This window comes from Pseudomonas sp. B20(2017) (genome assembly GCF_002113125.1).
Lineage (GTDB): Bacteria > Pseudomonadota > Gammaproteobacteria > Pseudomonadales > Pseudomonadaceae > Aquipseudomonas.
In genome coordinates, this window is sequence record NZ_NEJP01000017.1 from 59,558 (window position 1) to 80,018 (window position 20,461).

Here is a 20,461-nt window from a genome sequence, read left to right on the forward strand (position 1 = left end):
GCACGGACATCCGGGTGCGCTCGACGGACAGAAACGCTCTAGCTGAACTGTTCGCGGTACTGCGCCGGCGTCAGACCGAGTTTTTCGCCGAACAGAAAACGCATGTGCCGCACACTGCCGAAACCGCTTTTGTAGGCCACCGTCTTCAGTGGCAAATCGCTGGTCTCCAACAAATTGCGGGCGCAATCAATGCGTGCACTCTGCAGGAATTCCATCGGCGTCATACCGACTTCACGAGCGAATACCCGGGCAAAATGCCGCGCACTCATGTTCGCCAGACCCGCCATACGCTCAACGGTGAACGCTTCTTCGAGGTGCTCCAGCACATGGTTCTGAACCCGGGTGATTGGCGTTTCCTGGGGGGCCACCGCAGCCATCAACGGGCTGAACTGCGCCTGGCCGCCCTGACGTTTCATCACCACCAACAGCACTTTCGCCACATCCTGCGCGACTTTTTTACCGTGATCACGAGCCACCACCGCCAGTGCCATATCGATACCGGCCGTGACACCGCCGGAGGTAATGAGATTACGATCTTCAACGTAGATCTGATCGGTTGCGACCGACGTATCGGGAAAACTCTTGATCAGACGCTCGGTGTAATTCCAGTGGGTGGTCGCGCGAAAGCCTTTGAGCAGGCCAGCATGGCCAAGCACGAATGCACCGGTGCAGATCGAACCATAGCGCTCACTGCGTCGGACCGCTCCCGGTAGCCAGGCCAGCAGCGAAGGGTGCTTTTCGTTGTAGGCTCCCGGGCCACCGGGCACCAGCAACAGATCAAACCTTTCCTGAGCCTCATCGATATGCCGGTCGGCCTGCACCACCACACCGTTCGAGGCACGCACCGGCCCGTGCTCGGTGCCGAGGGTCATGACCCGATAGTGGTCAGGTGCTTTCAAGTAGCGGTTTGCAACCGAAAACACTTCCAGCGGCCCGGCCATGTCGAGCAGGAGAAAATCGGGAAATAACACCATCGCTACAGTTTTCATAGGGAAACATCACTGAAATCAATGAACAGATATAGATAGAGGCATTATCACGAAGTAACACGCGAACGCGGTGAAAAAAACGTCGAGCGATCGAGAATCTGTCAACTTAAACGAGACAGTATTTCAATTTCCATCTACTTATTGCACGAATAGATAGACAGTAACCTTCTCCTCACTCGGACGAATCAACGTCCTGAAAGGAGATTTCATCATGCTGACCCTTCGCAAAGCTTCCGACCGTGGTCTGGCCAATCATGGCTGGTTGAAGTCGTTCCACACCTTTTCCTTCGCCAGCTACCGTGACCCGCGTGAACAGGGTTTTTCCGACCTGCTGGTGATCAACGATGACCGCGTCGCCGCCGGCAAAGGCTTCGGCCAGCACCCTCACCGTGACATGGAGATTTTTTCCTATGTGCTCGAAGGTGCGCTGGAACACAAGGACACCCTCGGCACCGGTTCGGTGATCCGCCCCGGCGATGTGCAACTGATGAGCGCCGGCAGCGGCGTGGCCCACAGTGAGTTCAACCATTCGGCGACCAAGCCTGTGCACTTCCTGCAGATCTGGATCGTACCGGACGTCAGCGGCGCGAAACCGCGTTACCAGCAAGAGCACTTCAGCGAACAGAAAAAACGCGGTCGCCTGCAACTGATCATTTCGCCCGAAGGCAGCCACGGCTCGCTGAAAGTGCGCCAGGATGCACGAGTGTATGCCGGACTGTTCGATGGTGAGGAAAGCGCCACCCTCAAGCTGCCTGCCAACCGCTATGCCTACGTGCACGTTGCTCGCGGCAGCGTTGAACTGAACGGCGTGCAGTTGAAGGAAGGCGACGGCGTGCGGGTTCGTGAAGAACAGGCACTGACCCTGAGCAATGGCCAGGATGCCGAAGTCCTGGTGTTTGACCTGCGTCCGCAGGAACTGCCGGAAATGCCATGAGTCGGTGGTTTTCATTGCTCGAAAAAACGGCCTTCGTTGAAGGCCGTTTTTCATTCTGCAGGCAAGGTCATCAGCACTGCCGGCGCGGGATTTCCGGCCTCTTTCACCGACTGGACCATTGCCAGGGTTGTCTGCATCGTGACGAGCACATTTGCCTGATTCGCGTAGTAGGAGCCGACGAGAATGGCAACCATCCCCAGAAAATGTACGGTGGTCGCGGCCCAGTAGTTCGCCTTGTTCGTCGAGACCATTCTCATGGCCTCGTCTATACGCTCCAGGGATCGATCCATACGAGCCGTCATCAATGCATAACGTTTGTCGCGCTCCTGATGAACCTTTTCCTGCGCCAGACGAATTCTTTGCTCAGTCTTCTCTCGCTCCAGCCAGGCTTTTTCATTGGCCTTTTCCCTTGCCAGCCGAATCCCTTCTTGCTCCTGGCGAAGGTCCTCCAGATACCGCTCCCGAGTCAGGCGGACTTCTTCCTGAGCCCTCTCTCGCTCCAGCCGAGCCTCTTTCCGAGCCTGCTCCTGTTCCAGTCGAACCTTTTCCTGAGACCGCTCTCGCTCCAGTCGAGCCTCTTCCTGAGAGCGCTCTCGCTCCAGCCGAGTTGCCTCCAACTCCAGTCGAGCAGCTTCCTGCGATTGCTCCTGCTCCAGCCTCACCTTGTCTCGCTCGGCCTGCTGGGTCAGAAAGCCATCGATCTTGGCGGACATGGATTCGATCCGTGCGTCGATTCTTGTCTCGATGACCTCGATCCTGGCGCTGAATTCGTCTCGCGTTATGTAGTTCATAGACTCAGTACTATCCGTTTGCCCGGCCATGTCGCTTGCTTGAAATTGGCTGAATTCCCTTGCAATCAATTCCGCACCTCTGACGTTTATCAACACTTCCCTGGATTGATCACCTCGGAGCGTTTCACCTGATCACTCCGGGTGTAAGAAACGATAGGGCCCGGTCCAAAAACTCACAAGCCAGCGGATTCTGGTCCTGTTGTAGGCAAGATCGTCAGCTGATGTAGCCGTCCTACACGGGATCAAGGACTACTCATTCTCCAGCGCAAACGCTTCGACAATCTGTTCGATCACCGCCCTGACCCGCGCGGTATGGCGCAAATCCGCGTGGGTCACCAGCCACACTTCATAAGGCAATGGCCGCGTACGCTCCGGCCACAGCCTGACCAGTCCATCGCGCTCGCCCATGTAGACCGGGATTTCTCCTACACCCAGCCCGGCGGCAATCGAGCGTCTTACCAGCAGGCTGGAGCTCAGACCGGCGACGATTCGCCCGCGATTCACGGGTTCGGTCACCAGGGTCAGGTCCTTGTTGCCCTGCAGATACGGTTGGTACACCACCAGATCATGGCCCTCGAACGCACTGCCCGGCGTCGGCACGCCATGGCTGTCAACATAGGCCTGCGAAGCGAATAACCCCACCGGCCAACGCGCGATGCGCCGGGCGATCAGGTCAGGGTTATCGGGACGGGTGTTGCGCACGGCGATGTCTGCTTCACGTTTGGCCAGGCTGAGGATCTGCGTAGAGGCGTCCAGCTGCACGCGCACGTCCGGATGCTGTTCGTGCAACTGCGCGATGGCCGGGATCAGGAAATCGATGGCCAGCGAATCGGTGGTGCTGACGCGTACGCTACCAGTCAGGCGATCGTCCAGACCCTGGATACGCCGTTCCAGCTCCAGCGCCGAATGCTCCATTTTTTCCACCGACTTGAGCGCCGCTTCGCCGACAGCCGTCAGTGCATAGCCCTCGGAGGTGCGCAGGAACAAGGTCGCGCCCAACGACTTTTCCAGCGCCGTGATGCGTCGCCCTACTGTCGCCTGATCCACGCCCAGCACACGCGCGGCGCCGCGTAATGTCGACTCGCGGCAGACCGCAAGAAACACACGTGCATCATCCCAGTTCATATCGTCCTCTATTGATGCATAAACGCATCACAACAACGCAAACTCGCTGCATTAACGCAGCAACGATAGCCGATATGCTGGGCGCCATAAACCTTTCCACAGGATTGCCGTCATGCGCATTTCAACTGCTTCCCCCGAGCGTCCGGAAACGAGTGTCTGGCTGGCGATCTTCGCCGGACTCTGCGCCAGCCTGGTCAGCATCGGTCTGGCGCGTTTCGCCTACACGCCGCTGATCCCTTCGCTGATTCAGGCACAGTGGTTTTCCGCCCATGATGTGGTCTATCTCGGCGCGGCCAACCTGGTCGGTTACCTGATCGGCGCCCTCCTCGGTCGCCCGCTGGCACGCCGGCTTACCCAGAGAAACGCCTTGCGCCTGATGATGCTGGCGGTGACCGTGGCGTTTTTCGCCTGTGCGTACCCGGTGTCGGTGAGCTGGTATTTCGGCTGGCGCCTGCTGTCCGGCATCGCGGGCGGCGCGATCATGGTGCTGGTGGCCGCGACCGTGCTGCCCCATGTACCCGCCGAGCGCAAAGGCCTGGCCAGCGGGGCGATTTTCCTCGGTATCGGTCTGGGCATCGCCGGCTCGGGCACGATTGTTCCGCTGCTGTTAAGTCTGGGCTTGCAAGCGACCTGGCTGGGATTGGGCGTTTTGTCACTGGCACTGACGGCATTGAGCTGGTTCGGCTGGCCTTCGGAGCAGCCCCATGCAACCACCGCAACGGCTCAGGTAGATCCGGCAGAACCAACGCCGCCTGCTGTTTATCTGCTGTTTGCCCAGTACGCGTTCATGGCTGCCGGGCTGGTGCCGGCCATGGTCTTTCTGGTGGATTACGTCGCCCGTGGACTGGGCGCCGGGTCGCACGTCGGTGCGCTGATCTGGATCATGTACGGACTGGGCGCCATCGTCGGCCCGGTGAGTTATGGCTTCCTCGCCGATCATCTCGGCGCGCGGACCGGCATTCGTCTGGTGCTGGTGGTGCAGGCGATCACCCTTGGCTTGTTGGCCATTTCGCATTCGTTCCTCGCCTTGGCGCTGCTGGCGGTGATCCTCGGTTCGTTTCCACCGGGCATTGTCCCGCTGGCATTGGCCCGGGTGCATGAGCTGGTGCCGGATCATCATCGCCAACAGGTGGCGTGGAGCCGCGCCACGGTGTCGTTCGCCACGTTTCAGGCGCTGGCCGGATTCGCCTATTCGGCGCTGTTCAACGCCACGGGCGGACAGCATGTGCTGCTCTTTGTGATTGCCGGCGGTGCCATCGTGATCGCGCTGATACTTGAGCACGCCATGAAATTGCTGCCCTCCTCCGTCGAACAACGCTGCTGCGCCGAATGACGGGAGTCATTGCGCCCTGACTGCGTTCCCATCTACTGACCACTTTTTCAAGAGGAATCGAAAATGACGTTGCCCACTGAAATGACCCGAATCGAAATCACCGAACCGGGTGGGCCCGAGGTTCTGAAATCCCGACGCGTGACGCTGCCGGTCGCCGCAGAAGGCGAAGTGCTGATCCGCGTGCACGCCGCCGGCGTCAATCGCCCGGACGCCCTGCAACGCGCCGGCAAGTACCCGATGAAACCCGGCATGAACCCGATCCCGGGCCTTGAAGTTGCGGGTGAAGTCGTGGCGGTCGGCAATGGCGTCAGCACATTCGCGGTCGGTGACCGGGTCTGCGCGCTGAGCAATGGCGGAGGTTACGCCGAGTACTGCACAGTCCCGGCCGGCCAGGCCCTGCCGATTCCCGATGGGCTGGAGTGGATTCAGGCAGCTGCAATTCCGGAAACCTTTTTCACGGTATGGGCCAACCTGTTCGGCCTCGGCGGCGCCAGCCGTGGCCAGCGCGCCTTGATCCACGGCGGCACCAGCGGCATCGGCACCACCGCGTTGATGCTGTGCCGCGAGTTTGGCATCGAAGCCTTCGCCACCGCCGGCAGCGCCGACAAATGTGCAGCGATCCGCAATCTGGGCGGCGAAGCGATCAACTACCGGGATCAGGATTTCGCGGAAGTCATCGCCGAGAAAACCGCCGGCCAGGGTGTCAATGTGATCCTCGACATCATGGGCGGCTCGTACCTCAACGGGAACATCAGTGCCTTGGGAATGGATGGGCGGTTGGTGATGCTCGGTTTCCTCGGCGGCGCACGGGCCAATGACATCGATCTGCTGGCGATCCTCGGCAAACGTGCGGTGGTCACCGGTTCCCTCCTCCGCGCCCGTACCTCGACGGAAAAAGCCGCCATCGCCGATCAATTGCGCGAACACGTCTGGCCGGTGCTGGCCGCCGGGCGCTGCCTGCCGATCATCGACAAGGTCTATCCGCTCGCCGACGCAGCCAAGGCCCATGCGCACATGGAAGCGGGCGACCACATCGGCAAGATCGTGCTGAAGATCGACTGAGTCGTTGCAGCATTTTGTAATCGTTGCAGGCGTGCGGTGGTCGAAAATGTCACGCGCGGGTCGAGGCATCTGGTAAAAAGCGTTCTTTGTCCACGCCCTGGTGAAACGTTTAATGTTCCTTGCCTTCATGACCCGACTTCGACGCCGCCGTCTGGCGTTCGCCTGCATGGCCGCCCTGATTATCGGCGTGCCGGCGAGTTGTGCCGTGCTGGAACACACCGAGCGCAAACTGCTGTTTCGCATCGAACCGGGCACGGCCGGCTGGTATCACGGATTGCCCGGCAGCGTGCAGGAACTCGATCTGCAACCGAAAAGCTTCAAGGCCGGGCAAAACATTCACGCCTGGTGGTGGCCGGCGGAGCGCGCGGATGCTCCGGCCATCCTTTATCTGCATGGCGTGCGCTGGAACCTCACCGGGCAACTGTTCCGTATCGAGCAATTGCGCGCGGCAGGTTATTCGGTACTGGCCATCGACTATCGCGGTTTCGGCCAGAGCCACGGCGATCTGCCGTCGGAAAGCACGGTGTACGAGGATGCGCGGGTGGCCTGGGAACGCTTCCAGCTGTTGCAACCCGACCCGAACAAACGTCTGATCTACGGGCATTCATTAGGTGGCGCGGTCGCCATCGATCTGGCTGCCGAACTCGGTCGCGATGCCGCCAACCATCACACCCCATTGCCGGTGCGCGGACTGGTTATCGAGTCCACATTCACCTCCTTGGCGGATGTGGCGGCAGCCGTGGCCAACACCTCCCTTCCAGTCCGTTGGCTGCTGTCGCAGAAATTCGACTCCATCGACAAGATCGCCGAGATCCACATGCCCTTGCTGGTGGTACACGGCCTGGCCGACGCATTCGTGCCGTCACGCTTCAGCGAGCAACTGTTCGCCGCAGCCCGGCAGCCGAAACGCCTGTTGCTGGTGCCCGGCGCAACGCACAACAACAGCATGGCGCTGGGCGGACAAAACTATCGCAAGGCGATCGATGCGCTGATGCAGACACGACCTGCCGCCCGGGTGGCGGGAGCTGCGGTGCAGAGGAATCCGCGCGATTCCTGACGCCCTCCCCGTAGACCATCGGTCACCCCGAAAGGAAATTCTTGCAGCATCGGCTGGCAATCCGGCGATCCAACGCTTTGCTGGATGGAGTCAATCCATGACGCTGCTTCGGCACACCCGGCCGCGCGGCGTTCCACTGCCTATTCGGGAGCACCCCCATGAAAATCAACCCGTACCTGATCTTCAACGGCGACTGCCGCGCAGCCTTCACGTTTTACGAGCAATGCCTGCAAGGCAAGCTCGAAGCGATGATGACCTTCGGCGAAACCCCAGCCGCCGAACATGTCCCCAAAGAGCACCACAACCTGATCATCCACACCTGCCTGAAAGTCGGCGATCAGATGCTCATGGCTTCGGATACCACGCCCGACCGCCCGACCCAAGGCATGAGCGGTTGCTCGATTTCCCTGAATGTCGACAGCATCGCCGAAGCCGAACGGGTGTTTAACGCCCTGGCCAGGGACGGTCGCGTCGACATGCCGCTGGAAGCCACCTTCTGGGCTGCCCGCTTCGGCATGCTGGTGGATCGTTTTGGTGTGTCGTGGATGGTCAATTGCGAAAGTGACAAATGACGCTGCCACAGCTCCGGACATGAAAAAGCCCGACCTCTTCAGGTCGGGCTTTTTCGTTCAACGCTGTGCCAGTTCGTGGCGAACACACTGTTCGTAGTAGGTCTGCTTGACGGCCGCCGGCTTGAGTCGCGACGCGCTGTCATAGGTCTGCTCGGTAATGCCCATGGCGGTCATGCGCATCCACGGTTGCTGAAATTTGCGCGCCTGCAGGCGCTTGCGCGCGCCATACAGGGAAATCCCTGACAACTTCGATTGTTGCGCGCCGGCCGCGATGTCCGAGCCCCAGGCACACGCAAAACGATGGCTCTTGCTCAGTTCCCTCGCCTGGGCCTCCAACGCGAACAGAGCGAGGGAAAGCGTTGCTACGGTGATGACAATCGTCCGCATATAGCCCACCTAACCTTTTGAAAAAAGGCGAGTTTGCCGGGACTGAAAGCTTTCGGGGGCCAGCAATTTGCCGCCTATTGCTCCCGAGCGCGAACTTCAACCTTTAACCGGTCTGCGCCTTCTTCCTGGCACTGGATGTGGATCGGTACAAAACGCTTGATCACCGAAATGTTGCTGTGCAAATGCTCGGTCATCCTGGGCGTGGTAAACGATCCACCTCCGGCCAGCACCATCGGCAACAGCAGTTGATCAGCCAGATGCTCCGCTACCGCCGCACCGCTGTGCAACCAATCGGTCGCTTGATCGATCGCGGCGTCCGCCACCTTCTCCGAACGCAGTGAGGCTTGACCGAAAGCGCTGAAAACCTCGGTGACGTGTTCAAACGCATATTCCAGCAGCAACACGTTGCCCGGTCCACAGGCCGGATCAACGATGACCGCGTTCAACTCCGCTGATGCCATGTTCAATCGCTGGGCCACCCTTTCGAGCTCACGGACACCGACACTCGGCGCCAGTCCCGCCGTCAGCGCAAACGCCTGTTGCGAAAGCGGCAAGCCGCGCTCACACAAGTGCAGTGCTGACAATTTCGATGGTTGCACCCTGACGTCGATTTCACCGCCCCCTGCCGGCACGAACCCGTGGCGCAGCAACGTCAGTTCAACCTCCGCGCCCATGCGTCGCAGCAACGGCAACCAGCTGCGGCTGAGAAAATCGGTCGGTGGTGCCAGCGGATTATGCGTGCCGCCGCTGATCCGCACGCGGCTGGCTTGCGGCGCCAGCAACAAGGCGGGCAGCAAGGTCTGCAACACCAGGGTGCAACTGCCGGCGGTGCCAATGGCGAAGCGATAATCGCCGCCACGAATCGGCCCCGGCTCGAAGTTCAATGTCTGCGAGCCCAGTTCAGCCCCCTGGACCTTCGCACCGCAGACCTGCGCTGCCGCCATCACGGCGGTCAGGTGCTGGCGCAACAGACCCGGACGACTGCGTCTGGCCCGAATCCGCTCTATTCGAAACGCCTGGCCCGTCACCATCGACAGACTCAGCGCACTGCGCAACACCTGGCCACCGCCGATGGCGCCGTCCAGTTCAATAACGTCCTGTTTCATTTTTTTCCTTATGCGTACAAACCAACGGTTTCCCGCAGGTATTGATCGAGCTGGCGCGAATCCTCCCGGGTTCGGGGCAATGCCGGTACCGCTCGCTCGAGTTCCGCTTCGATGAACGCATGCAGCGCCGGACGACGAGGACCGTAGGCGCTCTCGTCGGCATTGCGCTTGAGCGCAAGCAGTTCGTCGACTTCATCGAGCAAGGCCCGGTCATCGACGGTGCTCAGCAGATCGATGAACGTCATCGGCGGCCGACCCCGTCCCTGATCGATCCAGCGCACCGCCAGCAGGGGCCGCAGTACATAGAAGTACTTCTTGAACCGCACGCTGTCGCCTTGCAGATAACCACGGAAGTTCTTCTTCGCCATCGACAGATAATGATTCCGCGCGGCCGGCGGGCTGTAGAACGCCTCGGCCAGTGCCCGCAGTTGCGAAACCGCTGCGGTCTCGCTGCGATAAACCAGCGGTGAATCGAGCCATTCGAGCAAGGTCGGGTTGGATTTGCGCAGCAGCCCGAGGGTCTTGCGCAGCTCCCAGCCACTGACATCCAGCTCGTCATCCAGCGGCCGCTCGATCACATCACTTGGCGCATCGACCTGGACGAACCACTCCGGTTTCTGCACATAAACGAAGCGCACATCGTAATCGCTGTCCGGCGAGGCAAAGCCCCAGGCCCGGCTGCCCGACTCGCAGGCATACAGCACCGTGACATTGCGTTCGCGCTCTATGCGCGCCAGTTCTTCCAGCACCCGGGCGCGCATGGTGTTGCACAGCGGGTGACGTTCTTCGAATTTCATGTCCTTCAATCCTTGTTCCAGCGTGCCTTGCGACACGCGTTATCCCTTGACGCACACCACCTGACGCAGGGTGTGCAGCACTTCAACCAGCTCACGCTGGGCGTGCATGACTTTGTCGATGTCCTTGTAGGCCATCGGAATTTCATCGATCACCGCAACGTCCTTGCGGCATTCAACGTGCGCGGTGGCGCGGATCTGATCTTCGACGGTGAAGGTGTTTTTGGCCTTGGTACGGCTCATTGTGCGACCGGCACCGTGGCTGCAGGAGCAAAACGATTCTTCGTTGCCCAGACCGCGCACGATGAAACTCTTGGCGCCCATCGAACCGGGGATGATCCCCAGCTCGCCCTTCTTCGCTGACACCGCGCCTTTGCGGGTGACCAGAATGTCCTCGCCGAAATGCCGCTCTTTCTGCACGTAGTTGTGGTGGCAGTTCACCGCCTCCAGCGCTACGTCGAATGGCTTGCGGATGATTTGCCGCGTGGCCTGAATCACCGCTTGCATCATCAGCGCACGGTTCTGTTTGGCGAAATCCTGAGCCCAGCCCACCGCCTCCACGTAGTCATCAAAATGCCGGCTGCCTTCTTCGAAGTACGCCAGATCACGATCCGGCAGGTTGGCGATGTGCTGACGCATATCCGCCTGGGCCATCTGGATGAACAGGTTACCGATGGCATTGCCGACACCGCGCGAGCCGCTGTGCAACATGAACCAGACCCGGTTAGCCTCATCCAGGCACACTTCGATGAAGTGGTTACCGCTGCCCAGTGTTCCGAGATGCCCGCGGTTGTTGGTGTCGGCCAGTTTAGGGTACTTGTCGGTGATCGCCTTAAAGCGTGGATTCAACGCCGCCCAGGCCTGATCGGCCTGTTGCGGAATCTCGTCCCAGGCGCCTTTGTCACGGCGCGAGCGGGTCGAACTGCGGCCATGAGGCACCGCTTGCTCGATGGCACTGCGCAGGCCATGCAGATTGTCCGGCAGATCGGCCGCCGTCAGCGAGGTTCGCGCGGCAATCATGCCGCAACCGATGTCCACCCCGACCGCTGCCGGGATGACCGCGCCGACCGTGGGAATCACGCTGCCGATGGTCGAGCCCTTGCCCAGATGGACGTCCGGCATGACCGCCAGATGCTTGAAGATGAAGGGCATCTTCGCCGTGTTCATCAACTGCTCGCGCGCTTCGTTTTCCACCGGGACGCCTTCGGTCCAGAGCTTGATCGGTTTGCCGTTGGCGACTTCCAGCAGTTGGTAAGTGTGTTCTTTCATCATCTCGATTCTTCAGGTAGTTCCACCGGCATTCGCCGGCAGATTCAAAAAAGGTGGCACGACAAAGGTTGATGACTGTTGCGCGTTGCCGCGCACCGGGGTTAGCCGGCCTCAGATGTACAGCCATCGGCATTCGTGCCGTCACGCACACTGACAAGGGTTTGGTGAGACGTCTTGGATGTAGTCCCACCGGCATTCAGTGCCCGTGACAAATCAATTCATTGGGTCGCTCATCGCGTCATCCCATGCTTTCAATCGCTTCGACCCAGTGCTGCGGTCCGTACCGGCCGGCGGTGAACTGCTCGATCACATCGAACACCGCGTCACTGAAACCGCCGACATTCAAGATGTCTTCACGATCCGCTGCCGGTGTCGCCCAACCCGGTTGCAGGTCAATGCAGATCAGGCGTGCCTGGGGGTTGATCCGCTTTATCCGTTCCCATTGCAGCATTGTCTCGCTGGCGCCCTGGCGTCGCGCATCGATCCAGGATTCGTTGTCCGACACCATGATCAGCGTATCGACCCTGGCCTTGCTGTCCGCCAGCTTCTTCAACGGCGCCGAGCAGCAGGTTCCGCCGCCGAAAATGCCCGCAAGCTTTTCGGCATTGCTGATCACACTGTCGCGCGGGTTGAGGGTGATATCCACCACCTTCCATTCGAACGGCATCACCCGCGCCGTCGGTTGTTTGCGCAACACCGCCGCCGTAATCAGCGCCGCCACATCGATGCAGCGCACCGCCGTGGTCGCGCCCTGACGATACCCGGTCAGCGGGCTGCCCATCGAGCCGGAAACATCCGGACAAACCACCACCGCGCCCTGACGATACCCGGTCAGCGGGCTGCCCATCGAGCCGGAAACATCCGGACAAACCACCACCGCGCCCTGAAGCTTCGGCACATTGGTCAACGACAGCTCCAGCGCATCCTGCAAAGCCTCGCGAATCGGCGCCGGCACGTCATCGCCGACCATCCGGTACGCTGCCAGCAACTGGTACGGATACACCCGCGCCTTCGCAACGGCTTCGGGATCCGCCAACCGCGCGGCCACGTATTCGGTGCAACCCGGTACTTCAAAAGCACCGTGGCGCGCCAGCGTATTGAGGTTGATGCGCAGGCCCTGCCATCCCATATTTCGCGCCTGCGCTGCCCATTGCTCCTTGCTCAGTGTTTCGTTACCGAGCAATTGAAAAGGCACTTCAGGCACTTGAGCACTCGCTCCGCTGCGAAAAGCCAACAAATCGCGAGTCAGTGCGGGCAATGCCTGTGCATCCACCGGTTTGCCGATCACCCAGGCAAAAAACGCTTCGCGCCAGGCCTCGGACGGTTTTGGGTGAACCATCCTCACCACATCCGCCAGCGAAGGCTGATTGCCGATCGATGCCTGCAAGAGCTGACGTTCGGTCGCGCTGTTCAGCCAGTTCTGCACCAGACGCTTGGGTTGAGAACCCAGGGAGCGGCGACCGGTGGCGCCACTGCGCAGGATCTGCACGAAGTTGCGCAGCATCTTGCCGCTGTCCACGACCTGCCCGAACACCTCCGGCACCAAAGCCGATCGCTGGGCCGTCAGCGCCGCCAGCAACAACGCCGGCATGTCTTTCATATGACCCTTTTGACGGGCGTAAAGAGCGGCATTCGCCACGAAGCGGCTGTCCAGTTCTGCCACCAGCTTCAACACCTGATCCAACTGACTTTGAGCCGTTGCGTAGAAGGTCGAATTCAGGCAACCGGTGACGGCCAGTTGGGCCAGTTGATGCTTGGGCGTGTAGACATAAGCCGCAGCTCCGGAAGCATTCAAGGTGTCGCAGGCCGGCAGGCTTTTCGATTGCGTGTTGAAGAGGTTGAAGTTGGCCATCGTGGCGTCTCGCTGTGTTGTCCTGTTCGTTGCGACAGGTATTGCAGCCGCTGTGCCAGTTTTTGAAAACACTCGTGACTTATTCTTATCTATTTGATTTTTAAAGGTTTTATTTCGATAGCGAGTACTCCTGAATTTTCGTCACGACAAATAACGCCCTCGAACACTATCATTGGATATCGTCATTTATCTTTCAGGATAATCAATGTCCAGCAAGCGCACCGTCGCCATCGGTTTCATCGGAGCCACCCTTGATCGTGTAGGCAAAGGCGCCAACCGCTGGAACCATTGGCGACCTAGCGTGGGCCTGTGTCAGCAACCGGACGTCTTGATCCATCGACTGGAACTGATACACGGCACGGATGCCCGGGACGCGAGCCTGGCCGAACGTATTCGCGAGGACATCCATCAGGTGTCGCCGGGCACAGAAGTGCGCCTGCACCCGATGGCGCTGCGCAACCCCTGGGATTTCGAAGAGGTCTACGGCGCCCTCCACGACTTCACCTCCGAATACACCTTCGATACCGAGCGTGAGGACTATCTGGTGCACATCACCACGGGAACCCACGTCGCGCAGATCTGCTGGTTCTTGCTGACCGAGGCGCGCTACCTGCCCGCGCGCCTGATCCAGACCTCTCCCGCCCGCCGCAAGAGCGAAGAAGAGCCGGCCACCGGCACCCACGCACTGATCGACCTGGATCTGTCGCGCTACGACCGGATTGCCTCACGCTTCACCCACAAACGCCTGGAAGGCCTGGAATTTCTCAAGTCCGGCATCGCCACCCGCAACACCGCGTTCAACCGCTCCATCGAGCAGATCGAACGCGTGGCCGTGCGCTCAAAAGCACCCATGCTGTTGATCGGCCCGACCGGCGCCGGCAAGTCCTTTCTCGCCCGACGCATCTACGAGCTCAAACGCAGTCGCCATCAAATGCAGGGACGCTTCGTTGAAGTCAACTGCGCCACCCTGCGTGGCGACGGTGCAATGTCCGCGCTGTTCGGCCATGTCAAAGGCGCCTTCACCGGCGCGCAAAATGCCCGCGACGGCCTGCTGCGAGCGGCTGACGGCGGCATGTTGTTTCTCGACGAGATCGGCGAGCTGGGGGCGGACGAACAAGCCATGCTGCTCAAGGCCATCGAAGAAAAGCGCTTCTTCCCGCTGGGCTCGGACAAGGAGGTCGACAGCGACTTCCTGATTATCGCCGGCACCCACCGCGACCTGCGCAGTCGCGTCGCCGAAGGCCTGTTCCGGGAAGATCTCTACGCTCGGATCAACCTCTGGACGTTCGACCTGCCAGGCCTGGCCGGCCGCCGCGAAGACATCGAACCCAACATCGATTTTGAGCTTGAACGCCACGCGCGCGAACACGGCCAACTGGTGCGCTTCAATCTTGAAGCCCGACGGCGCTACCTGGGTTTCGCCAGCTCACGGGAAGCTGCGTGGCTGGGCAACTTTCGCGAACTCTCGGCCTCGATCACGCGCATGGCGACACTGGCCGACAGCGGGCGAATCGACGAAGCGCAAGTCGAGGAGGAAATTGATCGGCTGCGGTATGCGTGGGGGCTGGCGCAACCGGCCGGGACAATAAATGAGCTGCCGGGCGATGCCGAGACGCTGGATCTGTTCGATCGATTGCAATTGAAAGCGGTGCTGGAGGTTTGCAGACAGGCAGACAGCTTGTCGGATGCCGGCAGACGACTGTTCGGCGTGTCGCGACAGGCGAAGGCGCAGCCCAATGATGCGGACCGATTGAGGAAGTACCTCGGACGGTTCGGTATTGACTGGAGCCAGCTGCGCGAGCAGTGAAGCGTCCGTGAACGAACGGATACGATCGGGGTGCGTGCCGGTGACTCACAAGTTCCCGCCCGTCAGTTGACCGGCACTTTACACCGCGTCAGAACTTCCAAACTCTATTCACCCGACGCGGAAGCCCGACGATGAACAGAACTATTGCAGCCCTCATGCTTGGAAGTCTTTTATCCGCCACCGCACCGCTTGCGATGGCGGGAAGCAACGTCCCACCTACCGGTATTCCTGGGGTCAATCAGGGAGGCACCGAATCCAAGGAAGACAAGGCCGACAAAAAGGGTGAAGAAGCCTCGGGGTCGAACTCCGGTGCGGAGTCCCATGAGACAGAGAAGGATGCGCAAACATCCAGCGGCTCGAAGGATGGGATGGAAGAAAAGAAACCCTGAGCGACTTGGCCGCCTCAGCAGTTTTCGCAGGCATAAAAAAGCCGATCTCTCCGATCGGCTTTTTTATATGACGCTTATCCCGCCGTGGCAGGCCAGGACGATGATTTCAGCGCTTGAGCTTGCGCTTGTTGCGGTACTGGTCGATCACCACCGCGACCACAATGATCAGCCCCTTGATGATGTCCTGGATGTAGGCGTCGACCCCGACAAACGTGAACCCGCTGGCCATCACCCCAAGGATCAAAGCGCCAATTACCGTGCCGGTGATGCGCCCTACCCCGCCCGCCAGACTGGTACCACCGATGACCGCAGCGGCAATCGCATCCAGTTCGTAAGACATGCCCATCCCGGCCTGCCCGGTGGCGGCGCGGGCCGAAGCCACCACACCTGCCAGCCCCGCCAGCAATCCAGCGATGCTGTAGACAATGACCAGATGGCGTTTGACGTTGATACCGGACGTGCGCGCCGCCTGCATGTTGCCGCCGATGGCGTAGGTGTATTTGCCGTACTTGGTGTAGCGCAGCGCAACGTGGAAGATCACCGCCACCACCAGAAAAATGATCACCGGCATCGCGCCGTGGCCGATGGCCGTGTAGGAATCCGAGAGCATGCTTACCGGCTGGCCTTCGGTGTAGTAACGCGCCAGACCACGGGCCGACACCATCATGCCCAGCGTGGCAATGAACGGCGGAATCCCGGTGATGGCGATGATGCTGCCGTTGATCGCCCCCGCCAGCAGACCGACACCGAGCCCGGCAATCACAGGAATCCAGACCGGCAAATCGGTCAGTGACGGGAACACCGCCCGGGCGAAATCCGAGGTCTGCGCCAGACTGGCCGCAATCATCGCCGACAGCGCGAGCACCGAGCCCGACGACAGGTCGATACCGGTGGTGATGATCACCTGGGTCACGCCAATCGCCAGCAGGCCGATGATCGACACTTGCAGAATCATCAACACCAGCCGCTGGGAGTTCATCAGGAAGCTCTGGTCGCGCACGATCCAGCCGAACAGTTCGAACACCAGGCCAATGCCGATCAGCACCAGGAAAATGCTCAGTTCCGTCGGAAAGCGCCGGCGACTCTTGACCGGTGCCGTGGCCGGTTTGTTTTCCAGTATCGCGTTCATAACCACTCACCTTTCTATCGCATCATCGACGGCGGCCTCGGCCACCAGCGGTATCCATTAATGAACCGAGGACAGGCCCGAAGCCAGCTGCATCACCCGTTCCTGAGTCGCCTCGCTGCGGTCGAGGGTGCCCATCAGGTCGCCCTCGTGCATGACCATCACCCGGTCGCTCATGCCGAGCACTTCCGGCAGTTCCGAAGAAATCATGATTACCGCCATGCCTTCGCTGGCGAGGTAGGCGATGAGCCGGTAAATCTCGGCCTTGGCGCCGACGTCGATGCCACGGGTCGGCTCGTCGAGTATCAGGATTCGCGGGTTGGTCATCAGCCAGCGGGCCAGCAAGGCTTTCTGCTGATTGCCACCCGACAGGGTGTCGATGCACTGCTCCAGCGACGGGGTTTTCACCCGCAACTTTTTGCACATGTCTTCGCACAAGGCGCGCAAGGCTTTTTGCTGGATGAACCCGTGGCCGGCATAGTGCGGCAGGACGGCCATTTCCATGTTCTCCAGCACCGAAAGGCACGGGAACAGACCACTGAGCTTGCGATCCTCGGTCAACAGCGCGAAGCCCTTGTCGATCGCCATGTGCGGATCGCTGATGCGCACCACCTCGCCATCGAGGCGGATCTCGCCACCGTCGCTGGGCGTGATGCCGAAGATCGCTTCGGCCACGTTGGTCCGGCCGGAGCCCATCAAACCGGCGATGCCGAGGATTTCCCCGGCATGCAAGTCGAAGGAAACCCCCTTGAAGATGCCATCGAGCTTGAGGTCGCGCACCGACAGCAACAGATCGCCGATCGGCTTTTCCCGCACCGGAAACAACTGGCTCAACTCGCGACCGACCATCATCGAAATCAGGCTGTCACTGTCCATGGAATCGGCCCGCTGCAGGCCGATGTAGGCGCCGTCGCGAAACACCGCCACTTCATCGGCGATCGCGAACACTTCGTTCATTTTGTGGGTGATGTAGATGATGCCTTTGCCCTGGCTTTTCAGGTCGGCAATGATCGAGAACAGGTGGGCGACTTCCTTGTCGGTGATGGCCGACGTCGGTTCATCCATGATCAGGATATCGGAGTCGTAGGACACGGCTTTGGCGATCTCGACCATCTGCCGCTCGGCGATACTCAGGTTGCCGACCAGTTCTTCGGGGTCGAGGTTGATCCGCAGGCGATCCAGCAGTTTCGCCGTGCAGCGGTGCATTTCCCGATGGTCGATCATGTGCAAGCCGTTGAGCTGCTCGCGGCCGATCCAGATGTTTTCGGCGATGCTCATGTGCGGCATCAGGTTGAGTTCCTGGTGGATCATCGCGATCCCGGCCTGAAGCGCTGCCAGCGGCGTTTCGAACACCACCGGTTTGCCCCGCAGGCGCAGCTCGCCGGCGTCTGGCTGGTAAATGCCGGCGATGATTTTCATCAAGGTCGATTTGCCCGCGCCATTCTCGCCCATGAGCGCCAGCACGGAACCGGGGCGTACCCGCAGTTGCACATCGGACAACGCCACCACACCGGGGAAACCCTTGCTGACGTTGAGGATCTCCAGCAGGTACGGCTCTTCGACAGGTATTGCAGTGGGCGGGCTCCCCTTCAGAGGGGTGCTCGAAGCAGTCGCTGAAGCGAACATGATCAGGTACTCCATCAGCAAGGTCGCGATCGCCACCTTGCGGGCTTATTGTTGTTATTGAACGGACGGACTATTTGAACTGGTCAACGTTTTGCGGCGTGATCAGGCGAAACGGCACCCAGACCGCCGGCTCGACTGGTTCGTTCTTCGCCATTCTCACCGCGGTATCGATGGAGCCGTCAGCCTGACCCTTGGCGTCCTGGAACACGGAAGCGGCTAGCGAGCCTTTCTTCACGGCGTTCAAGCCGTCCGGCGTGCCGTCGACACCCGCGATCAACACGCTGCCTTTGGCGACGCCGGCCTGTTGCAGGGCCATGGCGGCACCGATGGCCATTTCGTCGTTGTTGGACACGACCGCGTCGAACTTGCGGCCCTGGGTCAGCCAGTCGTTGACCAGGGTCATGCCCTTGTCCCGCAGCCAGACGCCGCTCTGTTCCTGCTCGACCTTGATGTCCGGGTATTTGGCCAGCACCTCTTTGACGCCCTTGGTGCGGTTGGTGGTGGAGTTGTTCGCCAGGTCACCCAGCAGGATCACGATGTCGCCCTTGCCGCCCATCTTGTCGGCCAGGTACTGCATCTGCATCTCGCCGGCCTCCAGGTCATTGGAGGCGACGGTCACCACGCCTTTGGGCAGGTTCAAGTCATCGGGGCGGCGGTTGACGTAGACCAGCGGAATGCCGGCCTTCACTGCCGCTTCAGTAATCTTTTTGGTGGCAGCGGTATCCACCGGATTGACCACGATGGCGTCGACCTTCTGGCTGATGAAGCTTTCGACCTGGCTCAGTTGCTTGACCACGTCGCTGCGGGCGTCTTCGAACTGCAGCTTGACGCCGTCGGGATAGGACTTGGCTTTCTTGTCCATGGATTCACGCAGGTAGGTCAGCCAGGTGTCATCGAACTGGGACATGCTGACACCGATCTTCATATCGGCCAGCGCAGCGCCGCTGGCGAACATCAGGGACAAGGCCAGTGAGGCAAAACGGGTCTTGGTCTTCATGAAAAGTCTTTCTCCACATTCTTGTTGGTTTTATGGATGAGGCATGACGATTTCAGTAAGCGGACAAGCAGTCGAAGCGTTGGAACGTATCCCGAGACAGTGAATCTGGAATCGACTTTATTGGAAAATATTTTCCATATCAACCCGTATTAGAATTTTATTATGATTTTATTCCATGGCTTGCAAACTCTCTCAGTTCTACTACCTGATGACGTTTGAAACTCAGGCGCGCAGCGTCTAGCACGCGGGTTGTCGCCAGTGCATCACGGGCGTCCACGGGCAGTGGGCCACCGTTTTGCAACGCGATTTGTAGCTGCAAATAGAACTGACTCCAGCAGCCGCGCTCAGACGGAACCCGCTCGCGCTCGTCTCCGTGCTCGAACCAGCCCCAGCGGCGATGCTCCTCGACGCCCCAGCGCTCGCCTTCGGTTTTCGGCGAGAGCCCGGCCAGCGCCTGGGCCTCCTGCCCGTCCAGCCCCTCGACGCTGTAACAACCCAGCGTACCGCTCACCCGAAAGCGCGGGCCGGGACTGTTTTGCAGGCAACTGCCGCCCAAGTGCGAGGTCACGCCGCTGGCGTGGGTCAGGGACATGAAGAAGCCGTGGTCGAACGTCTGGTCTTTCTCCAGGTAGTCCAGTTCGGCGTAAACCCGTGTCACCGGGCCGAACAGCAATAACGCCTGATCGACCAGATGACTGCCCAGATCGCGCAGGAAACCACCGCCGCTGTCGTTGTGAACCGACGAAGGCGAGTAACGCTCGATCCGCGACTCGAACCGGCTGACCTGGCCCAGCGCGCCGGATTCGATGAGTTTGCGCACGGTTAAAAAGTCCGAGTCCCAGCGCCGGTTCTGATAGACGCTGAGCGGTACATTCTGGCGCTCGGCCATGGTGATCAGGGTTTGCGCCTGCTGCCAGTCGGCGGCGAACGGCTTGTCGCTGACCACCGCCACGCCGTGTTCGATGCCGTCGAGCACCAGTGCCGGTCGGCCCTTGAGCGGCGTCGATACCACCAGCACATCGATTCCGGCTTCCACCAACTGGCCGATGCTGTCGAAGGCCGGCACACCCGGATGCTCCGCCGCCAGCAACTGTCGGCGCTCCGCTGAACGGGTGACCACGCCGACGAACGTCGCCGCCGGCAGACTGCTGATCAGCGGAGCATGAAAAAACCGGCCGCCATGGCCGTAACCGACAAGTCCGATGCGCATGAAAGTGTTCTCCTTATAGAACGCGCGCCCCCTGT

Annotated in this window: 19 protein-coding genes; 7 read left to right on the plus strand and 12 right to left on the minus strand. The window is 60.4% G+C overall.

From position 1 onward, the window contains the following. Window positions 1-38 precede the first annotated feature (38 nt). Window positions 39-989 (minus strand): GlxA family transcriptional regulator, encoded by a 951-nt coding sequence (locus tag CAF63_RS22785; RefSeq protein ID WP_085689132.1) that lies wholly within the window; start codon window positions 987-989, stop codon window positions 39-41. Window positions 990-1,200: 211 nt separating this feature from the next. On the opposite strand from CAF63_RS22785, the gene CAF63_RS22790 reads away from it, so the two are divergent. Next, complete coding sequence (locus CAF63_RS22790; RefSeq protein WP_085689135.1) at window positions 1,201-1,923, plus strand: pirin family protein; 723 nt, start codon at window positions 1,201-1,203, stop codon at window positions 1,921-1,923. A gap of 50 nt (window positions 1,924-1,973) precedes the next feature. Here the strand turns inward: CAF63_RS22790 and CAF63_RS22795 are convergent, their stop codons facing one another. Both CAF63_RS22795 and CAF63_RS22800 read right to left on the minus strand, forming a co-directional pair. Then, the gene (locus tag CAF63_RS22795; RefSeq protein ID WP_143492488.1) at window positions 1,974-2,636 is read right to left on the minus strand and encodes a hypothetical protein; all 663 of its coding nucleotides are present in this window, start codon (window positions 2,634-2,636) and stop codon (window positions 1,974-1,976) included. 327 nt (window positions 2,637-2,963) lie between these two features. After that, a complete protein-coding gene (locus CAF63_RS22800) occupies window positions 2,964-3,839 on the minus strand; it encodes a LysR family transcriptional regulator (RefSeq protein WP_085689141.1) in 876 nt (291 codons plus the stop codon). 112 nt (window positions 3,840-3,951) lie between these two features. Here CAF63_RS22800 and CAF63_RS22805 point away from each other — a divergent pair, with 112 nt between their 5' ends. The 4 genes from CAF63_RS22805 to CAF63_RS22820 all read left to right on the plus strand — a co-directional run bounded on the left by CAF63_RS22805 (window position 3,952) and on the right by CAF63_RS22820 (window position 7,863). After that, on the plus strand, window positions 3,952-5,172 hold the full coding sequence (locus tag CAF63_RS22805; RefSeq protein ID WP_085689145.1) for a YbfB/YjiJ family MFS transporter: 1,221 nt from the start codon (window positions 3,952-3,954) through the stop codon (window positions 5,170-5,172). Between the two features lie 63 nt (window positions 5,173-5,235). Then, the gene (locus CAF63_RS22810) at window positions 5,236-6,234 is read left to right on the plus strand and encodes an NAD(P)H-quinone oxidoreductase (protein WP_085689148.1); all 999 of its coding nucleotides are present in this window, start codon (window positions 5,236-5,238) and stop codon (window positions 6,232-6,234) included. 112 nt (window positions 6,235-6,346) lie between these two features. Continuing rightward, entirely contained in the window at window positions 6,347-7,291 is a 945-nt protein-coding gene (locus tag CAF63_RS22815; RefSeq protein ID WP_085689151.1) for an alpha/beta hydrolase, read from the plus strand. Window positions 7,292-7,449: 158 nt separating this feature from the next. After that, the gene (locus CAF63_RS22820; RefSeq protein WP_074687707.1) at window positions 7,450-7,863 is read left to right on the plus strand and encodes a VOC family protein; all 414 of its coding nucleotides are present in this window, start codon (window positions 7,450-7,452) and stop codon (window positions 7,861-7,863) included. A 57-nt stretch (window positions 7,864-7,920) separates the two neighbouring features. On the opposite strand, the gene CAF63_RS22825 is transcribed toward CAF63_RS22820, so the two are convergent. From CAF63_RS22825 to CAF63_RS22845, 5 genes are all read right to left on the minus strand, one after another. Next, window positions 7,921-8,250: a hypothetical protein gene (locus tag CAF63_RS22825; protein ID WP_039771542.1), complete on the minus strand. Its 330-nt coding sequence runs from the start codon at window positions 8,248-8,250 to the stop codon at window positions 7,921-7,923. 74 nt (window positions 8,251-8,324) lie between these two features. Next, the gene (rtcA, locus tag CAF63_RS22830; protein WP_085689154.1) at window positions 8,325-9,356 is read right to left on the minus strand and encodes an RNA 3'-terminal phosphate cyclase; all 1,032 of its coding nucleotides are present in this window, start codon (window positions 9,354-9,356) and stop codon (window positions 8,325-8,327) included. A gap of 8 nt (window positions 9,357-9,364) precedes the next feature. Next, entirely contained in the window at window positions 9,365-10,153 is a 789-nt protein-coding gene (locus tag CAF63_RS22835; RefSeq protein ID WP_085689157.1) for a nucleotidyltransferase domain-containing protein, read from the minus strand. Window positions 10,154-10,192: 39 nt separating this feature from the next. Next, window positions 10,193-11,419 (minus strand): RtcB family protein, encoded by a 1,227-nt coding sequence (locus CAF63_RS22840; protein WP_085689301.1) that lies wholly within the window; start codon window positions 11,417-11,419, stop codon window positions 10,193-10,195. A 238-nt stretch (window positions 11,420-11,657) separates the two neighbouring features. Next, the gene (locus tag CAF63_RS22845; protein WP_085689160.1) at window positions 11,658-13,271 is read right to left on the minus strand and encodes a TROVE domain-containing protein; all 1,614 of its coding nucleotides are present in this window, start codon (window positions 13,269-13,271) and stop codon (window positions 11,658-11,660) included. A 205-nt stretch (window positions 13,272-13,476) separates the two neighbouring features. Here CAF63_RS22845 and rtcR point away from each other — a divergent pair, with 205 nt between their 5' ends. Beyond that, window positions 13,477-15,078, plus strand: a complete 1,602-nt coding sequence (rtcR, locus tag CAF63_RS22850) for an RNA repair transcriptional activator RtcR (protein WP_085689163.1) — start codon at window positions 13,477-13,479, stop codon at window positions 15,076-15,078. A gap of 131 nt (window positions 15,079-15,209) precedes the next feature. Continuing rightward, window positions 15,210-15,467 (plus strand): hypothetical protein, encoded by a 258-nt coding sequence (locus tag CAF63_RS22855; RefSeq protein ID WP_085689167.1) that lies wholly within the window; start codon window positions 15,210-15,212, stop codon window positions 15,465-15,467. 106 nt (window positions 15,468-15,573) lie between these two features. Here CAF63_RS22855 and CAF63_RS22860 read toward each other — a convergent pair whose 3' ends face one another. From CAF63_RS22860 to CAF63_RS22875, 4 genes are all read right to left on the minus strand, one after another. Next, complete coding sequence (locus CAF63_RS22860; protein ID WP_085689169.1) at window positions 15,574-16,596, minus strand: ABC transporter permease; 1,023 nt, start codon at window positions 16,594-16,596, stop codon at window positions 15,574-15,576. Between the two features lie 57 nt (window positions 16,597-16,653). Continuing rightward, window positions 16,654-18,219, minus strand: a complete 1,566-nt coding sequence (locus tag CAF63_RS22865) for a sugar ABC transporter ATP-binding protein (protein ID WP_085689304.1) — start codon at window positions 18,217-18,219, stop codon at window positions 16,654-16,656. A gap of 70 nt (window positions 18,220-18,289) precedes the next feature. After that, window positions 18,290-19,216, minus strand: a complete 927-nt coding sequence (locus CAF63_RS22870) for a sugar ABC transporter substrate-binding protein (RefSeq protein WP_007956051.1) — start codon at window positions 19,214-19,216, stop codon at window positions 18,290-18,292. A gap of 160 nt (window positions 19,217-19,376) precedes the next feature. Then, window positions 19,377-20,426 (minus strand): Gfo/Idh/MocA family protein, encoded by a 1,050-nt coding sequence (locus CAF63_RS22875; protein WP_085689173.1) that lies wholly within the window; start codon window positions 20,424-20,426, stop codon window positions 19,377-19,379. Between the last annotated feature and the right edge of the window lie 35 nt (window positions 20,427-20,461).